At 65.2% G+C, this 16,913-nt stretch carries 17 protein-coding genes and 1 pseudogene; 11 read left to right on the forward strand and 7 right to left on the reverse strand.

What is annotated here, in order from left to right:
* Nucleotides 1-456: pseudogene (locus AC0KUR_RS14005) on the forward strand (helix-turn-helix domain-containing protein); the annotation flags it as partial.
* A 160-nt stretch (nucleotides 457-616) separates the two neighbouring features.
* Here AC0KUR_RS14005 and AC0KUR_RS14010 read toward each other — a convergent pair.
* A complete protein-coding gene (locus AC0KUR_RS14010; RefSeq protein ID WP_069704763.1) occupies nucleotides 617-1,486 on the reverse strand; it encodes a LysR family transcriptional regulator in 870 nt (289 codons plus the stop codon).
* Nucleotides 1,487-1,624: 138 nt separating this feature from the next.
* Here AC0KUR_RS14010 and AC0KUR_RS14015 point away from each other — a divergent pair, with 138 nt between their 5' ends.
* Together AC0KUR_RS14015 and AC0KUR_RS14020 are read left to right on the forward strand one after the other, a co-directional pair.
* Entirely contained in the window at nucleotides 1,625-2,371 is a 747-nt protein-coding gene (locus AC0KUR_RS14015; RefSeq protein ID WP_226252153.1) for a glucose 1-dehydrogenase, read from the forward strand.
* Between the two features lie 142 nt (nucleotides 2,372-2,513).
* A complete protein-coding gene (locus tag AC0KUR_RS14020) occupies nucleotides 2,514-3,344 on the forward strand; it encodes an oxidoreductase (RefSeq protein WP_473376053.1) in 831 nt (276 codons plus the stop codon).
* 124 nt (nucleotides 3,345-3,468) lie between these two features.
* Here the strand turns inward: AC0KUR_RS14020 and AC0KUR_RS14025 are convergent, their stop codons facing one another.
* The 6 genes from AC0KUR_RS14025 to AC0KUR_RS14050 all read right to left on the reverse strand — a co-directional run bounded on the left by AC0KUR_RS14025 (nucleotide 3,469) and on the right by AC0KUR_RS14050 (nucleotide 8,457).
* Nucleotides 3,469-4,083, reverse strand: coding sequence for a hypothetical protein (locus tag AC0KUR_RS14025; protein WP_473376054.1), 615 nt, complete (start codon nucleotides 4,081-4,083; stop codon nucleotides 3,469-3,471).
* A gap of 63 nt (nucleotides 4,084-4,146) precedes the next feature.
* The gene (locus tag AC0KUR_RS14030) at nucleotides 4,147-4,938 is read right to left on the reverse strand and encodes a molybdopterin-dependent oxidoreductase (RefSeq protein ID WP_034191378.1); all 792 of its coding nucleotides are present in this window, start codon (nucleotides 4,936-4,938) and stop codon (nucleotides 4,147-4,149) included.
* Between the two features lie 2 nt (nucleotides 4,939-4,940).
* Nucleotides 4,941-5,534 (reverse strand): cytochrome b/b6 domain-containing protein, encoded by a 594-nt coding sequence (locus tag AC0KUR_RS14035; protein ID WP_049031686.1) that lies wholly within the window; start codon nucleotides 5,532-5,534, stop codon nucleotides 4,941-4,943.
* A 187-nt stretch (nucleotides 5,535-5,721) separates the two neighbouring features.
* Nucleotides 5,722-5,916 (reverse strand): hypothetical protein, encoded by a 195-nt coding sequence (locus tag AC0KUR_RS14040; protein WP_473376055.1) that lies wholly within the window; start codon nucleotides 5,914-5,916, stop codon nucleotides 5,722-5,724.
* 292 nt (nucleotides 5,917-6,208) lie between these two features.
* The gene (locus AC0KUR_RS14045) at nucleotides 6,209-6,754 is read right to left on the reverse strand and encodes a thioesterase family protein (RefSeq protein WP_473376056.1); all 546 of its coding nucleotides are present in this window, start codon (nucleotides 6,752-6,754) and stop codon (nucleotides 6,209-6,211) included.
* Nucleotides 6,755-6,972: 218 nt separating this feature from the next.
* Nucleotides 6,973-8,457, reverse strand: a complete 1,485-nt coding sequence (locus AC0KUR_RS14050; protein ID WP_473376147.1) for an HD domain-containing phosphohydrolase — start codon at nucleotides 8,455-8,457, stop codon at nucleotides 6,973-6,975.
* Nucleotides 8,458-8,657: 200 nt separating this feature from the next.
* Here AC0KUR_RS14050 and AC0KUR_RS14055 point away from each other — a divergent pair, with 200 nt between their 5' ends.
* The 8 genes from AC0KUR_RS14055 to AC0KUR_RS14090 all read left to right on the forward strand — a co-directional run bounded on the left by AC0KUR_RS14055 (nucleotide 8,658) and on the right by AC0KUR_RS14090 (nucleotide 16,888).
* Complete coding sequence (locus AC0KUR_RS14055; RefSeq protein WP_049029470.1) at nucleotides 8,658-9,254, forward strand: helix-turn-helix domain-containing protein; 597 nt, start codon at nucleotides 8,658-8,660, stop codon at nucleotides 9,252-9,254.
* A 49-nt stretch (nucleotides 9,255-9,303) separates the two neighbouring features.
* Nucleotides 9,304-10,785 carry an MFS transporter gene (locus AC0KUR_RS14060; protein WP_059556539.1) on the forward strand — a complete coding sequence of 494 codons (1,482 nt, stop codon included), beginning with the start codon at nucleotides 9,304-9,306 and terminating at the stop codon, nucleotides 10,783-10,785.
* Between the two features lie 50 nt (nucleotides 10,786-10,835).
* Nucleotides 10,836-11,144: an EthD family reductase gene (locus AC0KUR_RS14065; RefSeq protein WP_069704757.1), complete on the forward strand. Its 309-nt coding sequence runs from the start codon at nucleotides 10,836-10,838 to the stop codon at nucleotides 11,142-11,144.
* A gap of 131 nt (nucleotides 11,145-11,275) precedes the next feature.
* Nucleotides 11,276-11,554 (forward strand): hypothetical protein, encoded by a 279-nt coding sequence (locus AC0KUR_RS14070; protein WP_473376057.1) that lies wholly within the window; start codon nucleotides 11,276-11,278, stop codon nucleotides 11,552-11,554.
* 191 nt (nucleotides 11,555-11,745) lie between these two features.
* The gene (locus AC0KUR_RS14075; protein ID WP_343727129.1) at nucleotides 11,746-12,321 is read left to right on the forward strand and encodes a DUF308 domain-containing protein; all 576 of its coding nucleotides are present in this window, start codon (nucleotides 11,746-11,748) and stop codon (nucleotides 12,319-12,321) included.
* A gap of 810 nt (nucleotides 12,322-13,131) precedes the next feature.
* Complete coding sequence (locus AC0KUR_RS14080; protein WP_473376058.1) at nucleotides 13,132-14,547, forward strand: sugar porter family MFS transporter; 1,416 nt, start codon at nucleotides 13,132-13,134, stop codon at nucleotides 14,545-14,547.
* A 55-nt stretch (nucleotides 14,548-14,602) separates the two neighbouring features.
* Nucleotides 14,603-15,331, forward strand: a complete 729-nt coding sequence (locus AC0KUR_RS14085) for an HAD family hydrolase (RefSeq protein ID WP_124669314.1) — start codon at nucleotides 14,603-14,605, stop codon at nucleotides 15,329-15,331.
* A gap of 24 nt (nucleotides 15,332-15,355) precedes the next feature.
* The gene (locus tag AC0KUR_RS14090) at nucleotides 15,356-16,888 is read left to right on the forward strand and encodes a mannitol dehydrogenase family protein (protein ID WP_473376059.1); all 1,533 of its coding nucleotides are present in this window, start codon (nucleotides 15,356-15,358) and stop codon (nucleotides 16,886-16,888) included.
* Nucleotides 16,889-16,913: the final 25 nt, after the last annotated feature.

Here is a 16,913-nt window from a genome sequence, read left to right on the forward strand (position 1 = left end):
ACGGAGCGGATCACGATGACGATGCGCGAGCTGGACCGATTCAAGGTCATTCAGGACGTGGCGGATGGCAAGCTCAAGCCGTGGCGTGCAGCGGAACGGCTGGAACTGACGACCCGGCAGATTCGCCGGCTGGTCGCCCGACTTCGGGAACATGGCGCGGCGGGTTTGGTATCGGGACACCGATCGAAGCCCGGCAACCGTCGGCTGGACCCAGGAGCCGCCGACCGGGCGCTATCGGTCATCCGTGATCGCCACGCCGATTTCGGACCGACACTGGCTTGCGAGAAGCGCTGGGAATGTCACGGCATTCGGCTGGCCAAGGAGACGGTCCGGAAGCTGATGACGGAGGCTGGCTTGTGGATTCCGCGCCGGCAGCGGCCGCCGAAGGTTTATCAGCCGAGAGCGCGTCGGGCGTGTCTGGGTGAACTGAGCCACGCCGTTTCAGGCGGCAGACATGGATGCCGCAATTCTGCAGGTTACATCTCGAGCGGAATCGAACCAGCGGTCCGCCAAGGCCCGTGGATAAACGCAAGCGCCCTGCTGCTTCAGGCTCGGTGCTTCAACGCTGAATGACGCAAAGGCCGATGAAACATGCGACATCTGTATTGAGTTGGCGCTACGACATCTGAATCCGGGATTCGCTCAGCATCGTATCGGCGATATCGAGCATCGCGCGCAAGCGATCCATATGCCGAAGGTCATGGTGATAACCCACCCATATGTCTCTGGACGGTGGCGGCTCCGGCGTTTCGATGCGCAGCAGTGCCGATGTCGCGTCGCCCAGCGGCCGTGGCAGGACCGCCATGCCCATGCCTGCCCCACACATCCTGGCCTGAACGGCGCGGCTCGTGCTGGTGAAGACACGCCGCGACCGAGGGAACCTGTCGAGCAGCCAGGCGACATCGGGGAAGTGAGATTGCGCCGTGTTCATCACGATCAACCCCACCGAAGCAGGATCATGCCGCAACGCACGTACGGTTTCGGCCGTGCCGTAAAGACCGTACGGAACGCTCATCAGGCGGCGCTGAACGATGTCCGGTTCGGTGAAAGGAACGATCCGGAAGGCCAGGTCGGCCTCGCGGCGTGACAGGCTCAGCAATCGGTAACTCGCGATCACTTCCGGCACCACGGCCGGATGACGGCGCGCCAGTTCCGCCAGAACCGGCGCGAGAACGTAGCCGGCGAACCACTCCGCGCATGATATACGCAAGATGCCTTCGAGGCGGTCTTGATTACCGGCCAGACGCCGTTCCATGGCCAGCGCCGCGTTTTCCATGGCTTCGGCCAGGCTCAGCACGGTATCCCCGGCGTCCGTGAGCACGAGCCCATCCGCGGTCCTGCGAAACAACGCCTGCCCGGCTTCATCCTCGAGTGCCTTGATCCGGCGGCCGATCGTCGGATGGCTCACGCCCAGGCTTCGGGCTGCCGCACCGAAAGATCCGCCCCGCTTGACCGCCAGAAAGACCCGGACATCACTCCATTCCATTGCGATGGATCGTCGTTCAAAAATGTACGCCAAATATACAAGAACGACCATTCACAAACAATTGTGTGAGCCTCACGATGGTGACTTTCATCAACCGAACCGCCCCGCCGGGGGCCAACGTCTGCGGAGCGTGAAGTCATGGACAAGTTGAAGGGCAAGGTCGCGATCGTGACGGGAGCATCGAAAGGAATCGGCGCAGGCATCGCGCGCCAGCTGGCGGCCGACGGTGCACAGGTCGTCGTCAACTACGCATCCAGCGCGAGCGGTGCCGAAAAGGTCGTCGCGGACATTCAGGCCGCCGGTGGGCAGGCATTGGCGGTGCGCGCCGACGTGACGAACAAGACGGAGGTCGAGGCGCTCGTCAACGTAGCCGTCGACCATTTCGGACGGTTGGATATCGTGGTGAATAACGCCGGCGTCTATCAGTTCGCCAGAATCGAGGAGACCACCGAGGCGTGCTACCGCGAGCAATTCGACATCAACGTTCTCGGCCCGCTGCTGGTCGTCGGGGCCGCGGCGCCGCATCTCGGCAAAGGCGGCAGCATCGTCAACATCGGTTCCAACGTGACGCGCGTCCTGCCGGCCGAAAGTGCCATCTACAGCGGCACGAAAGGCGCCATCGACGCCATCACCGGCGTGCTCTCGCGGGAGCTCGGCCCGCGCGGCATCCGGGTCAATGCCGTGAACCCCGGCCTGGTGGAAACGGAGGGCACCCATGCTGCCGCAGTGATCGGCTCGGACTTCGAAACATGGAACGCGGACCAGACACCGCTTGGCCGTATCGGCCAGGTGCGGGACATCGCGCCGATCGTTTCGTTTCTCGCGTCGGACGACTCGGGGTGGATGACGGGCGAGATCGTCCTTGCGTCGGGCGGCATGCGCTGACGCGGCCTGCTCGCGGGCATGCACGCCGTGCGCAACAGACATGAGCGCTTCCACGGGAAACATGTCGGTTCCGCATCGGCGCGCATGTTGGCATGCCCCGTCGAGCGAATCGAACCACAGCATCGAATGAAAGGAGAAACGCATGAACAAAACCTGGTTGATCACCGGCTGCTCCGGCGGCTTCGGCCTGCATCTCGCACGCATGGCGGCCGCGCGCGGCGACCACGTGGTGGCAACGGCGCGTGCGCCGGAAACGCTACGCGATCTCGCTCGGCATTACCCGGACACGCTGCGTGTTGCAGCGTTGGACGTGACGAAGCCGGAGACGATACAAGCGGCCATTGCCTTCACTGCCGAAACGTTCGGCAGGTTGGACGTGCTGGTCAATAACGCCGGGCATGGATTCATGGGGGCGATCGAAGAAGGCACCCCGGAGGAATACCGGCCGTTATTCGATGTGAACGTCTTCGGACTCGTCGAGACGACGCGTGCGGCATTGCCGCTGATGCGACGCACCGGAGGCGGCAGGATCGTAAACCTGTCGTCCGGTGCCGGTATCGCCGGTTCGGGTGGCCGCGGCTATTACAACGCGACGAAGTTTGCGGTCGAAGGCCTGTCGGAGGCACTCGCGCAGGAAGTCGAACCGATGGGCATTCGCGTGATCATCGTCGAGCCGGGTCCGTTTCGAACCGAATTCCTGGGGCGCTCGATCGCGGTCGCCAGGCAGCAGATCAGCGACTATGCGGCAACCGCCGGCTCCGCGCGCAGCTACCGCGACAGCAACGACGGACATCAGGCAGGCGATCCTGCCAAAGCCGCCGCGGTAATGATTCAGGCAATCGACTCGGACGATCCGCCCTTGCACCTGCCGATCGGGCCGAACGCTCATGCCATTGCGGAGCGCAAGCTGACGGCGTTCCGCCAGGACATCGACGCGTGGCGTGCGCTGTCCATCGCAACCGACTTCGATTGATGGCGCCGGGCCGACGTGATGGTCGGCCCGAACACGGAATCGCGGACGCGTCGCCCGGTCCTCGCACATCGGTTCGATCGGGTTGCACGCCGGCGAACGACGTGTCGCCCGCCGGGCGGCCGGCTTACATCGGAGGTGCGACGCCATCCTTCTCGACCACGATCTGGCGTCCGTCGTAGGCCCCGTCCTTGCCCGGCGTGGCCACGACGAAGATCTTCTTGCCCGTCGACAAATCGGCGCGCGTCGCCGGGACGAGCGTCACGACCGGTGCGTCGGGCGGCACCGTGATCGTGTTGCTGCCGCCCTTGTACGACAGCTTGAGATCGCGCCCGCTCGTGCCTTGAACGACCGTATCGACACTGGCGTTCGTCATCGTGCTGTTCGCGGCGAGATCCCATGCATAGTGGCCTTCACCCATGCCGCGCGCGGCTTCGGGGAACACGAGCACTTCCTTCGCGATCAACTTGCCGTTCTCGCCCGGCATGGCCGCCGCGCCGACATAGGAACCGGGTTTGATATCGGAAAGCTGAATCGCCTTCACCGCGTTCACGTTAGCCGACGGTGCGACATTGATGAGCACGGTCTCGCCGCTGCGGCGGTGTACCTTCAGGCTGCTGCCGGAAAACGAGACGATGTCGCCGCGAATGCGCTCGGGCTTGCTCGCAGCGGATTGCGCGAGCGCACTGCCGGCCAGCGTGGCCGCGACGACGGAAGCGACGAATTTGAGTCGAATGGACATGAATGCTCCTTTGAAGAGGTTGCGATCGAGAATGTCACCGGCGCGATATCCAGGGCCAAGGGCTCAGGAACCGCCAAACCAGTTGTATCCCTGGTTTTCCCAATAACCGCCCGGGAATGCGTTGGTCACCGTGATGGCGACGATATGTTTGGGATTCTTGTATCCGAGCTTGGTCGGCATGCGCAGCTTCATCGGGAAGCCGTACTTCGCCGGCAAGACGCTGCCGTCATAGGTGAGCGTCAGCAGCGTTTGCGGATGGAGCGCAGTCGGCATGTCGATGCTCGTCCAGTAGTTGTCGGCGCAATGCAGCGCGACGTACTTCGCGGTGGTGTCGGCGCCGGCGCGCAACAGGAAGTCCGAAAATCGCACGCCGCCCCACTTCCCGATCGCGCTCCACCCTTCGATGCAGATATGCCGCGTGACCTGGCTTTCCTGCGGCAGCGCACGGAGTTCGTCGAGCGTCCACGCACGCTTGCCTTTGACCAGTCCGCCGACCTGGAGCCGATATCTCGCCGCATCCACGTCCGGCACCTGATCGATGTCGTAATACGCATTGAACGGGAAAGGCCGCGCGATCATCGACTCCGGATACGTCGGCGCAAGCTTGCGCGGATCGAACAGCAACGCCTGCACGTCGTCGTTGAACGACGACACGCGGCGCAGCATCGTGTTCACTGACTGGTCGTCGGTCAGCTCGCAGCCGGAAAGCAGCATCAGTCCGCCGAGCGTGAGGATTCGCTTGCCGAACAGGCGGCGTTGCGTCGACTGGAGTGCGTTGCGCGCATCCTTGACGATCGCATCCGCATCGAGCTGCGAGACGCGATCGGCGTGAGGGGAACGTTTTGGCTCATGCATGATCAGCGCCCTCGAATCATCGTCAGCAGTGAGCGCGGAACGAGCGCGACCATCACGATGTGAACGGCAAAAAAACCGACGATCACGCTCATGGCGACGAAATGAACGACGCGCGCGTTGTCGAATCCACCCATCAATGTCCGCAGGACCGGGAACTGCACCGGTTTCCAGATAGCGAGCCCCGACAGCACGAGCAGCCCGATATCGAGGAGCACGCCGAGATACGCGAACTTCTGCACGGCGTTGTACCGTGCCGGATCGTCATGACCCAGCTTTCCGCGCAGCGCGGCGGCGAGGTCGGAAAAGACCGCCCGCATGCCGAGCGGCAGCAGCTTCCTGCGCAACCGCCCGGTTGCAATGCCGAGCACGAGATAGGCGAACAGATTGCCGGCCAGGATCCACATCGCCGCGAAGTGCCACAGGAGCGCACCGCCCAGCCAGCCGCCAAGCGTGATGGAAGGCGGAAACGTAACCGTCCTGAAAATCGGCGATGCGTTGTAGACCTGCCAGCCGCTCAGGCACAGGGCGATGACTGCGGCGGCATTGAGCCAGTGGAAAAGACGAACCCACAGCGGATGAATCGTCGAGCGCTTCAAAGCGAACTTCCTCGTAACCTTGCGGATGGTGCGCGGGCCATGCCGTGGTGACATGGGCGTGACGAGAAGGATCGCAATTGCCGCGACGCGCCGGTATCGGTCGAACGACCGACCCCGGTCGGACTCCTGCCGAGCCGATGTACAGGCGGCCGGCCGGAACAACGGCGGCAGGCCGCCGAGGGACGCGTCAGCGAGGGCCGACCAGCCGCAGGTACGCTTCGACGTCGAGCACGCTCAGCCCCTCGCGCGCATTGAAGGTGGCGGATTTATCCCGCCACATGCCGTCACCGTGCCCGAAAGCGACCCGATAGCGCGCCATCACGTCGTCGGGGGCGGCGGCCAGGTCGGCGTTCAGTGTGTCGAGACTCCATGCCGTCTTCACGAAGACGCGGCCGGTGACCCGCTCGACGGGCTCAGCCAGGCGGCGCCGGCACCTGGACGCCTTTGTTGACGCTCCGGGGTTCGTGAGCAGGACCCGGATGGTCAGCTTGTCCGCGTCTTTGGGGGCGTGGCGGTCACCCTCGTGTCCCAGCTGCCGAGCGCATGCACCGCGTCGCGACCGAACTGCCCTGCCCCCCCGGGACGATCATGTCGTCGGCCACGCCGACCGCCATACTGCCGGCGCCGACGAAGGCCATGGCGACCGCTGACAGCATGTCCGCGCCCGCGGTGCGTCAGGTCTGCAGGACCGATTCCGCACGCACCGTCATCCCGCCCTCGGCCCGGCTCCATTGCACGACCCATTCGGGCAGATCGGGCGATGGCTGGGTCACGCCGATCCGCGCCAGTAGTTCGTCGGTCGGCACGGTGCCGCCGCCGCGCTTCAGGAACCGCGCTCGCACGACGCCGAGCGCGACCTCGGTCTCGCCACGCCTGAACCCCTGCTCCAGAAACACATGCTTTTCGTCCCAACCGATCACACGCGTCGTGACGTCGTAACGCTCCCACAAATGCAGCGATCGATGAAATCGTATCGTCTCGAGCGTGACGACGGGATACCACTTTTGCGCATTGACGCGCGGCCACACGCGCGAGCGCAGCAACAGATCGACCCGCCCCAGATCGAGAATGGCGAAGTAGCGGCCATTCGTCATGTGGCGCAGCACATCGAGGTCATTGGGCCACACGCGGAACGGCGTGACGCAGGTGTCGAGGACATGCAGTCGCCGACGTCGCCGGCTCAGCAGGAACGTAACGCACAAACGCAACAGTAGATTCATGAATGGTGGGGGTTGACGGTGCCGTGGCAGCGCACGCGTCGCGGCATTCGTACCGAAGGGGAAGCCATCGAAGCGCCCCAGATTACGCGACGACCCATGCCACGCGTATCGGTCGAGCGACCGATACGGACCGCGTGACTGCCCGGCGCTGGCGGCCCGCTCGCGCGACGGCGACATCGCCGAATCACGATACGTTGCGACCGGGCAAGGCTCTATCGCTACAGCAGCCCCATCGCCGACGCCTTGAGTGTGGCTGCCGCGCGCGTCGAGCAATCGAGCTTGCGAAACATGCTTTCGACGTGGGTGCGCACGGTGCTCGGGCTCATCGCGAGCGCGCGCGCGGCTTCCTTGTTGCTCGCGCCGCGCGAGATCACGCGCAGCACGTCCATCTCCCGCGCCGACAGCCGCGCCCCCTGCGTGGCGCGTTTCGCGAACCGTCCGCCCGTGGGTGCCGGCTCCACGATCGCATCGACCGCTTCGTTGCTCAACCGGCCGCGCTCGACCTCTTCGCGCAACACCTGCCTGGCGGCTTCGGCCGACAGCGCGTCGCGCCAGGGCCGTGGCGAACGCAGCGCCACCCACGCTACCGAGGCGGCCAGCACACGCGCCTCGAGCGTCAACGCACGGCCGGCTGCCCCGCGGAAGTATCCCGATCCGTCCTGCCGCTCGTAAGCGTGGGAAGCGAGCTCGGCGGCCTCGGCGAGGGCCCCGGTTTGCCTGCCGGCGCGCGCCGTCCAGTACGGCACCAGCCGAATCTTTTCCCACGCGCTGGCCGGCAGCGTCTCGCGCTGATTCCACACCGCGTTGGGGACGGCGGCACGGCCTATACCGTGAATCAACGCAGCCTGGTAGACGCGCGCCTGCGCCGTTCGATCGAGTGCAAGCCGCTCGCAGCTTGCCGCCGCGGTCGTCGCGACCGCACGCGAAAAGCCCGTCATCCAGGGCAACTTGAGATCGATCACATCGGCGATCAGTTCGGCCGAGGTCATCCGTTGCATGTCGGGCGTGATCAGCGCGGCGTCGAAATCGTCGAGCGTCGCACGCCCGACCTCCTCCAGCCAGCCGCTTGCGTTCCTGACGGCCGTTCCGACGAGATGGGCCGGATATCGACTGTCGGAACGCTGCTCGATGAGCTCGAGCGCCCGCTCGATGCCATAGGTACGACCGAAAACCTCCAGGTCGCCCGCCAGCGCGACCACAAACACGGGCATCGGCACCGCGTCGCGAGCCATGTTCGCGGGAAACCCCGCGCCATCCCACGTTTCGAAGATGTGACGGAGCGACGTTGCCGTCATGCCGGACAGGCCCGACATGCTCGCAATCTCTCCCGATACCTCGCAGTGAGTCTGCGCGAGCGGCAACATGACGGACGCTGCGCCACCCAGCGCCTCCAGCGGCGCCGCCCAGTCGGATCGTCCCTCGAGCATCGCCAGCCTGATCGCGATGTCGTCGCCGAACACGTCGGCGAAGCCCGCCGCGTTCGCGGTGCAGCCCGACCAGCGCAGCAGCGCCACCTCGCGCACCGTATCGCAAGTCTGCGAATCGAGCCCGGCCGCGCGCGCGAGTCGCGCCGCCAGCCATCCGGTGCGCAATGAATGGTCGGTCGGCTGTCCCATGCTGAGGTCGCCGACGAACGCGAGCGCTCTTACCGAATCGAACACCCGCAGCGTGTTCTGGTTTGCATCGACGTCGAACGTGGGCATGGACACGGAAAATCGTGGAGATCACCGCAGATCATACGCGAGGCCTACGATGCGATGTACGCGGCGCTTCGCCCCCCGCGACGGTGCGCAGCGTCCGCGTGAACAGGCGCCCTGCCGTTACATGCACATTGACATCGGAACCGATCGGTCCATATAATGAAGGCCACTTTCAAGCACCGCATCATTTGCGATACTGACCGATGGCAAATCCGGCTGGCGTGGGCCGCCCCCGCGAATTCGAACTTGGCGATGCCGCGCGCGACGCGATGGAGGTTTTCTGGGACCACGGCTATGAAGGCGCGTCCCTGCCCGACCTGATGGCCGGCACCGGCTTGTCGCGCGGCAGTCTTTACAAGGCATTCGGCGACAAGAAGGCGCTGCTGCTGGCGGCGCTCGACCTGTACATGGCCGACGGGCTCAAGGCGACCGCGGACATCCTGTCGCAACCCGGCCCCGTGAAGGATGCGATTCGCGACTCGCTGCTGCGCTATGCGCACCTGTCCGTCGGCGAGGCGGGCCGGCGGGGGTGCCTCGCGGTCGCGATGACCACCGAACTGGCCGCGCGCGACGCGGATGTCGCGGAGCGCACGGGGCGCATGTTCCGGCGCCTGCAGCAGCTCTATGCGGGCGCGATCGTCCGCGGCCAGGCGAGCGGCGAGATCGCCGAGCAGGACGAACAGGTGTTGGCGCGTCTGCTCGTCTGCCAGATCGAAGGCATGCGCGTGCTGGGGAAAACCGGCGTACCCGAGCGCGACATGCTCGCGCTGGTCGACCGCACGATGCGCCTCCTTGACTGAATTTTTTTACCCAATTTGGAACCAATCGGTTCCGTATGGAGAGCCGTTGATGTCACAAAATGATCCCGTCTCGCCCGACCCGCGTCGCTGGGCGATGTTTTCGGTCCTGCTCGTCGGCGCGTTCCTGCCGCCGCTGGACTTCTTCATCATCAATGTCGCGCTGCCGTCGATCCGCGCGGAGCTGGGCGCCTCGTCGTCGGCCGAGCAACTCGTCATTTCGTCGTATGCCGGACTGTACGCGGTGACGCTGATCACCGGCGGGCGGTTGGGCGACCTGTTCGGCCGCGGTCGCATGTTCTTTCTCGGGTTGATCGGATTTGCGACGGCCTCGATGCTGTGCGGCCTCGCCAGCTCGCCGTGGACGCTCATCGTCGGTCGCGCATTGCAGGGCGTGACGGCCGCGATCATGGCGCCGCAGGCACTCGCCTCGATCCAGGCGATCTTCCCGGAAGCGGAGAAGCCGCTCGCGCTCAGCCTGTATGGCGCGGTGTTCGGCCTCGCCGCCGTGGTCGGGCAGGCGCTGGGCGGGATCCTGATCTCGCTGAACCTGCTGAACCTGGGTTGGCGCACGATCTTCCTCGTCAATCTGCCGCTGGCGATTCTGGTCGTGCTGTTCGGGATTCCGCTGTTGAAGGAAACGCGCGCGCAGCATGCGCGCAAGCTCGACCTCGGCGGCACCGCGCTGTCGATGCTGACGCTGGGCGCGCTGATCGTGCCGCTGATCGAGGGACGCGAAGCAGGCTGGCCCGTCTGGGCATGGGTGTCGCTGCTCGCGGTGCCGGCCCTCGCCGCGTGCTTCTGGCGCTACGAGCGCCGGCTGGGCAGCCGCGGCGGCGCACCGCTGCTCGATCCGGCCGCGCTGCGCGCGCCAGGGCTGGGACGGGCATTGCTGATCGCGCTGCTGCTGTATGCGATCGGTGGGTTTTTCCTGCTGTTTTCGGTGTATCTGCAAAACGCGTTGCACGTCGACGCGCTGAGCGCGGGCCTCGTGTTCTTGCCGTTCGGCGTGGGGTTCCTGCTCGGGCCATTGTCGACGCCTTTCTGCACACGTGTCATCGGCGCTTACGTCAATCCGTTCGGCATGGGGCTGGAGGTCGTCGGGCTCGTCGGCCTCGCGTGGTTGATCGATGCCACGCCGATCGGGATGCCGCTCGCGTCGGTCCCGCTCGCCGCCGCGCTGTTCGTCATCGGTTTCGGACAGGGGCTCGCGCTGCCCACGCTGATGCGCATGGTGACCGGGCGCGTCGCACCGGCGCTTTCCGGCATGATCGCCGGCATTGCCAGTTCGACGCTGCAGGTCAGCACGTCGCTCAGCGTCGCGATCATCGGCGGAATTTTCTATACGGTCCTCGGCACGCGCCAGGATCCGGCGGCCATTGCGCACGCGTTCATCGTCGCGCTTCTCTCGATTTCGTTGTTCCTCGCCGCCGGCGCCGCGCTGGGCATCTCGCTCGCCCGCGCGCCCGCCGCGCCGACCTCGGTGCGGGCGGCCGTCCGGCCGGGCTTCGGCCCTGAACGCAATCGGCCGTAGTCGCCCGTCTCGACATTCATCGTTGCATCAGTCCGACCTGGAGAGGCCTCATGTATTTCGTCGTTTCCTATCGCCGAGCCGCGGGCACCCGGTTCGATGTTCGCTACTACGTCGAGCAACACATTCCGCTGGTGGAAAAATCCTGGAAACGGTACGGGCTCGAATATGTCGATGCCTTCTTCCCCTCGAGAGAGGACAGCGAACTGATCGTCGTGGCGATGTGCCGCTTCGCGGATCGGGCCGCGCTGGACGCCGCGTTCGCGTCGGCGGAGGCGGCGGACGTCATGGCCGACATCGACGCGTTCACCGATATCGCGCCCGATCGGCACATCACGGATGTCGTCTCGTACGCGCAGTAACGGCGGTTGCGCGCCGCCATGCGTCAGTTCTGGCCGGCTCCATCGGTTATTTGTCCGATGGCCCCCGCGAACGGCCGGATGCCAGGATAGGCAACCGTCACGCGAGTGACCGAACCGTGAGGACGGCCGCCATGTCGGAACGTCAGCGCTTCATCGTTGCATTGGCGAGCGGCCTGCCCCGGGCGCTCGGCGTATTTGCCGTGCTGTCGGGGGTGCTGCGGATCGGCATCGCCGTGGCGCGCCGGCGAGATGCCGATACGTCATGGCGAACGATCTCGGCCGGCGCGCTGCTTTCCTGCGAAGCGATGGGTGCCGTCTACTTTGCGATCGCGGCGCTGGGCGACCGATGGGCGGACGCCGGCGCGCCTGCGCCAGATCGCCCGGCACGGGAGAACGACGGGCCGACCTGAACGGCACAACCGTCATTGTCGATACGCGAGATACCCTGCATCGGCCTGGGCAACCGCCGGACCTTCACCATCGGACATCCGACCGATAGCGGCAGCCCCCGACGATTGAGATACTCGGCGCATTGGAGATCCGGTCAGCTGCGCCCCTGCCCGCCGACCGGAGCGATGATTCGATATACAAAGGAGTGCAAATGGTTAACAGCCGCCCCGAATTCCATGCTCCAGCCGACGGTCGATGGCTGAAACGGTACTACTTTTCCAGGGCGATATTCTCGCTGATCTGGGTCGCGCTGGCATTTTCCGTCGGGCGGCAGAGCGCGGCCTGCGCAGCGATCCTGTTGGTCGTTTATCCGGCCTGGGACGCACTCGCCAATTTCGTCGACCTGGCTCGCAGCGGCGGGACGGCAGCAAATCGTACGCAGGCGGTCAACGTCGCGATCAGCGCCGTCGCGACCCTGGCGGTATTAGCGGCGTTGAATGCTGGCATGCACGCGGTACTCACGGTGTTCGGCATCTGGGCCATTCTCTCCGGTGCGCTTCAGCTCGGCACCGCCGTGCGTCGTTGGAAGCAAGTCGGCGCGCAGTGGGTGATGGTCCTGAGCGGTGCGCAATCAGCGCTGGCCGGTTTGTTCTTCATTGTCCAAAGCCACGCATCCATGCCGCCCGCGATCGTGAAGATCGCAGGCTACGCGGCGATCGGCGCCCTCTATTTCCTGATATCGGCCGTTTGGCTGCAGGTGCGGCGGATGCAGCGCAGCAAGTCGTGAGCACCGGATAAATCTCCGTGCACCCGCGGCGCCCTCCCATGCTCAACGCATGGATCAGCGGCGTCTGGAATGACCTCGGAGGCGCCGCGCGCGGATCGGTGCGATCAGATCCGCGAAGGTGGCGGTATCGACGGCCGCGAGCCGGGCAACGAGAAATGTGCCGCCCCGACTTTCACCCGCAACTTGCCGCCAGATTGCGGGCATGTGGCCAACATGATTTCGTAGACTTGATCTTTTGCTCCGTTTCTGGATAATTGTTCATGACTCGGGCGACAAGCTCCTTGTAGATTTCGCCACGAGACCCTAGCCCGCCAGCCTCTCTCGGCTGGCATCCCCTTTTTCGGCACCTCATTGTTGGGGCCGCCGAAATACCCTCACGACTCCAGCCGGCAACGGCGGAATCGTTCGCCTGCCACGCAGGCCGTGAAGCGCCAGAGGAGACACTGGCGCCTTGCTCCAAAGTGCGGCTCCAGATCGTGCTCAACCAGAGGAATCGTCACGCCCTCGATCCAAACCGGTTTGGATGGGCCGCGAACGGTTTCCACACTCGGTGACCGACATGACCAGGCAATCCCCCCGGGTACAAACCGGAAGTCCACCCTATCGGCTCGTTCCATTTGCCCGACGCGGCGGCATGCCGCCCGGCCACGTCCACGCGCTCACCTGAGCGTCCGTCTGCGCCGTCCTGCTCCGCGACTTCAATGAAGCGTTGCCACTCGTGCGGCGGCGCCTTTTACCGGAGCGGGCGCATGTCGTCACGTTACGCGTTCGTTCAACCCGCGCGACGCACGCATTACAAGGAAAACCGTCATGGCTTCTGATTCTGCCTTCCCCGGCACACCCGCGGCCCGCCCCCGGCCCACCCCGTCCGCCTACATGCGTACCGTCGCATCGATCGCGGCGATCGCCGGCGGGCTCTACGGATACGACACCGGCATCATTTCGGGCGCCCTGCCCCTCATCGCGCGTGAGTTCGAGCTCGACTACCGCGCTCAAGAGCTCGTCGCCGCGGCGATCCTGCTCGGCGCAGTGATCGGTGCACTGGCCGGCACCCGCATGTCGGCCGCACTCGGACGCCGCAAGACCATCACGATCGTCTCGGCGATCTATGCGGCCGGCGTGCTGGCTGCCGCACTATCGCCCGACGTGTGGTCCCTTGCCGCATCGCGGCTCGTGCTCGGATTCGCGGTCGGCGGCTCGACGCAGATCGTGCCGACCTACATCGCGGAGCTCGCGGAGCCGGACAAGCGAGGTCGCCTGGTGACCTACTTCAACGTATCGATCGGCATCGGCATCCTGCTCGCGGCATTGATCGGCGTCGCAGGCAACGACCTGTTTCCTTGGCGGGCGATGATCGGCATCGCCGTCGTCCCGTCGGTGATCCTGATGTATGGCATGACCAGACTGCCGCGCAGCCCGCGTTGGCTCGTCGAGCAGGATCGCATCGCCGACGCGCATGGCGAGTTGTCGAAGGTTCGGGAATCTCAAGCAGCCGTCCGGCACGAGATTGCCGATATCCGGGATGTGGTCGAGCGACAACAGCACGGCGCAACATCGGGCTGGCGCACGATGCGCGAGCCCTGGGTACGCCCCGCCCTCGTTGCCGGCCTCGGCGTCGCCGCGTTCACCCAGCTCAGCGGCATCGAGATGATGATCTATTACACGCCGACGTTCCTGCGCGACGCGGGATTCGGGGCGTCGGCATCGCTCTGGGCCGCACTCGGCGTCGCGGTCACCTATCTCGTGATGACCTTCATCGGCAAGCTGATCGTCGACCATGTCGGCCGCCGCACGCTCAGCCTCGCGACGCTGCCCGTCGCGGCAGCCAGCCTTGTCCTGCTTGGCTGCCTGCTGCGCGGCGACGTCGTTTCGCCCATGCAGCAACTGTGGATCGTCGCGTGCCTGATCGCGTTCATGGTGTTCAACGCCGGCGGTATCCAGGTGATCGGCTGGCTGACGGGCGCGGAAATCTATCCCGTCGCGATTCGCAACCAGGCCACCGGCGCGCACGCCGCGATGCTGTGGGGCTCGAACCTGCTGCTGACCGGAACTGCGCTGACCGTGACCAAATGGCTCGGTGTCGGCGGCGCGATGTGGGCATACGCGGGTCTCAACGCGCTCGCATGGGTGTTCATCTACTTGATGGTGCCGGAAACGCGCGGTCGCAGTCTCGAGGACATCGAGCGCGCATTGAAGCGCGGAACCTTCGGACCGCGCCATTCATGATCGACCCCAGTCAAGACAGTCGCATCGATCCCGTCCTCCCATCACGGAAACCGACATGAACGAACTCACTGCCACTCGTCGACTTTCGGACTATGCGCTCATCAGCGATTGCGATGGCGTGCTCGTCAACAGCGAGGCAATCGCCGAACACATCATCGTGACTCGCCTCGAGCACCGGTGGGCGCTCGCCGGCCTTCGCGACGTCGTGCGCCCCATGCTCGGCATGCGCGCCGAGCAACTGCTGCGCGCCGTCGCAACCATCGTCGATCGGCCTCTCGACGACGACACGGTCGAGGCGATTCGCATGGACGTCCACGCAAGCGCGGTGAATGCGCCGGCCATCGACGGCGTGCGCGACGCATTCGACGCCATTCCGCTCGTCAAGGCGTGCGCGAGCAACAGCGATCTTTCCTACGTGCGCAGCGTGGTCGACCGGATCGGCCTGGCCGACATTTTCGGCGAACGATTGTTGACGGCCGACCAGGTGCCCTCGCCGAAGCCCGCCCCCGATGTCTATTTGGCCGCCGCCGTTCGCATGCACGTCGCGCCCGAACGCTGCATCGTCATCGAAGACAGCGCGACGGGTACCGCAGCCGCGATCGCCGCCGGCATGACCGTACTCGGTTTCGTGGGCGCCGCGCATGCGGCACGAACGCAAACGGACAAATTGCGCGCTGCAGGTGCGTCCGTCGTTTTCGACGACATGGCCGCGCTGCCGTCCCTCGTCGAACGCTGGCTGCAACAGATGCACGAAGCGACGCCCGATTTGAGCGTGCGCGCCTGACCTCCCTCGACCAGGAAACACCCCATGATCATGAATGACAACGCTTCCACGCTGGAGCGCGAGGATGCCGCGCTCCAGCCACTCTCCCATGCCACCATCGGACGGGCCGCGCCGCACGTCGCCGTTCCTGGATACGATCATCATCGCCTGACGGCGGGCATCGCGCATATCGGTGTCGGCAATTTCCACCGCGCACATCAGGCGCGCTACATCGACCATTTGCTGCATCTGCCCGGTCACGAAAACTGGGCAATATGCGGAATCGGGCTGGGTAACAGCCGGTCCTCGATCGCAAAGGCCGATGCGCTCCGCGCACAGGATTGCCTCTATACGCTGACGGAGTTCTCGAGCGACGGCACGACAACCGTGCGCGTCATCGGTGCCATGATCGAGTATCTGCACGCACCGAGCGATCCCGAGGCGGTACTGGCCAGGCTTGCCGATCCAGCGATCCGGATCGTATCGCTGACGATCACGGAAGGTGGTTACAACCTCGACGAGACGACCGGCGCATTTCGGTTCGATGCGCCCGACGTCGCATACGATCTCCTGGGTGGGCCACCCCGTACCGCGTTCGGGTTTATCGTCGAAGCGCTCAGACGGCGCCGTGCCGCGAACGTACTGCCCTTCACCGTGATGTCCTGCGACAATCTGCGCGGTAACGGCGATACCGCACGACGCGCGGTGCTCGATTTCGCGCGTGCGGTCGACGTCGATCTCGCTGCCTGGATCGAGCGTTACGTCGCGTTCCCGAACAGCATGGTCGATCGGATCGCGCCGCAGGTGACGGACGCGGTTCGCCTGCGCGCCAACCGGTCGTCAGGCATTGACGATACGGCGCCCGTCGTTGCCGAAACGTTCTCGCAATGGGTGGTCGAGGACAGTTTCAGCGCTGGACGCCCTGCATTCGACGCCGCGGGTGTCGAATTGCGCGACGACGTCCATGCGTACGAGGCAATGAAGGGGCGCATGCTGAACGCTTCCCACATGTTGCTCGCTTATCCGGCGATTCTGTTGGGACATCGCTTCGTCCATGACGCAATGGCTGATCGCGATCTCGCCGCGCTGCTCGACACCTTCCTTACCCGGGACGTCGGCCCGATCCTCACGCTGCCGCACGGCGTGTCCGCGCGCGCCTATGCTCAAGATACGCTCGCGCGCTTCCGCAACGCCGCACTGGGCGACCAGTTGCTGCGCGTCGCGCACGACGGCACATCGAAAATCCCGGTGTTTCATGAAAAGACCATCGGGGCACTGATCGCGCGCAACGGCGACATGCGCCGTGAAGCACTGCTGCTGGCTTGCTTTCAGCATTACCTGAAGGGTATCGACGATCTCGGCCATCCGTTCGCCGTCAGCGAACCGCGGTTCGATGCAGCGGATCTCGATCGCGTGCGAAGCTGCGATCCGCTCGCGATCCTCAACTCGAAGCCGTTCGCCGCACTGGGCCTCGATGCCCACGCGAGATTCATCGAGCCATTCCGCACGATGCAGGCCGCCGTGGCACGAGGCAGGACTCGCGACGCGATCCGGCTGGCGCTCGATCCGGATGCTTGAACGACGTATCGCTACCGGAACATCG

Source organism: Burkholderia sp. YHN3-13 (assembly GCF_055810675.1).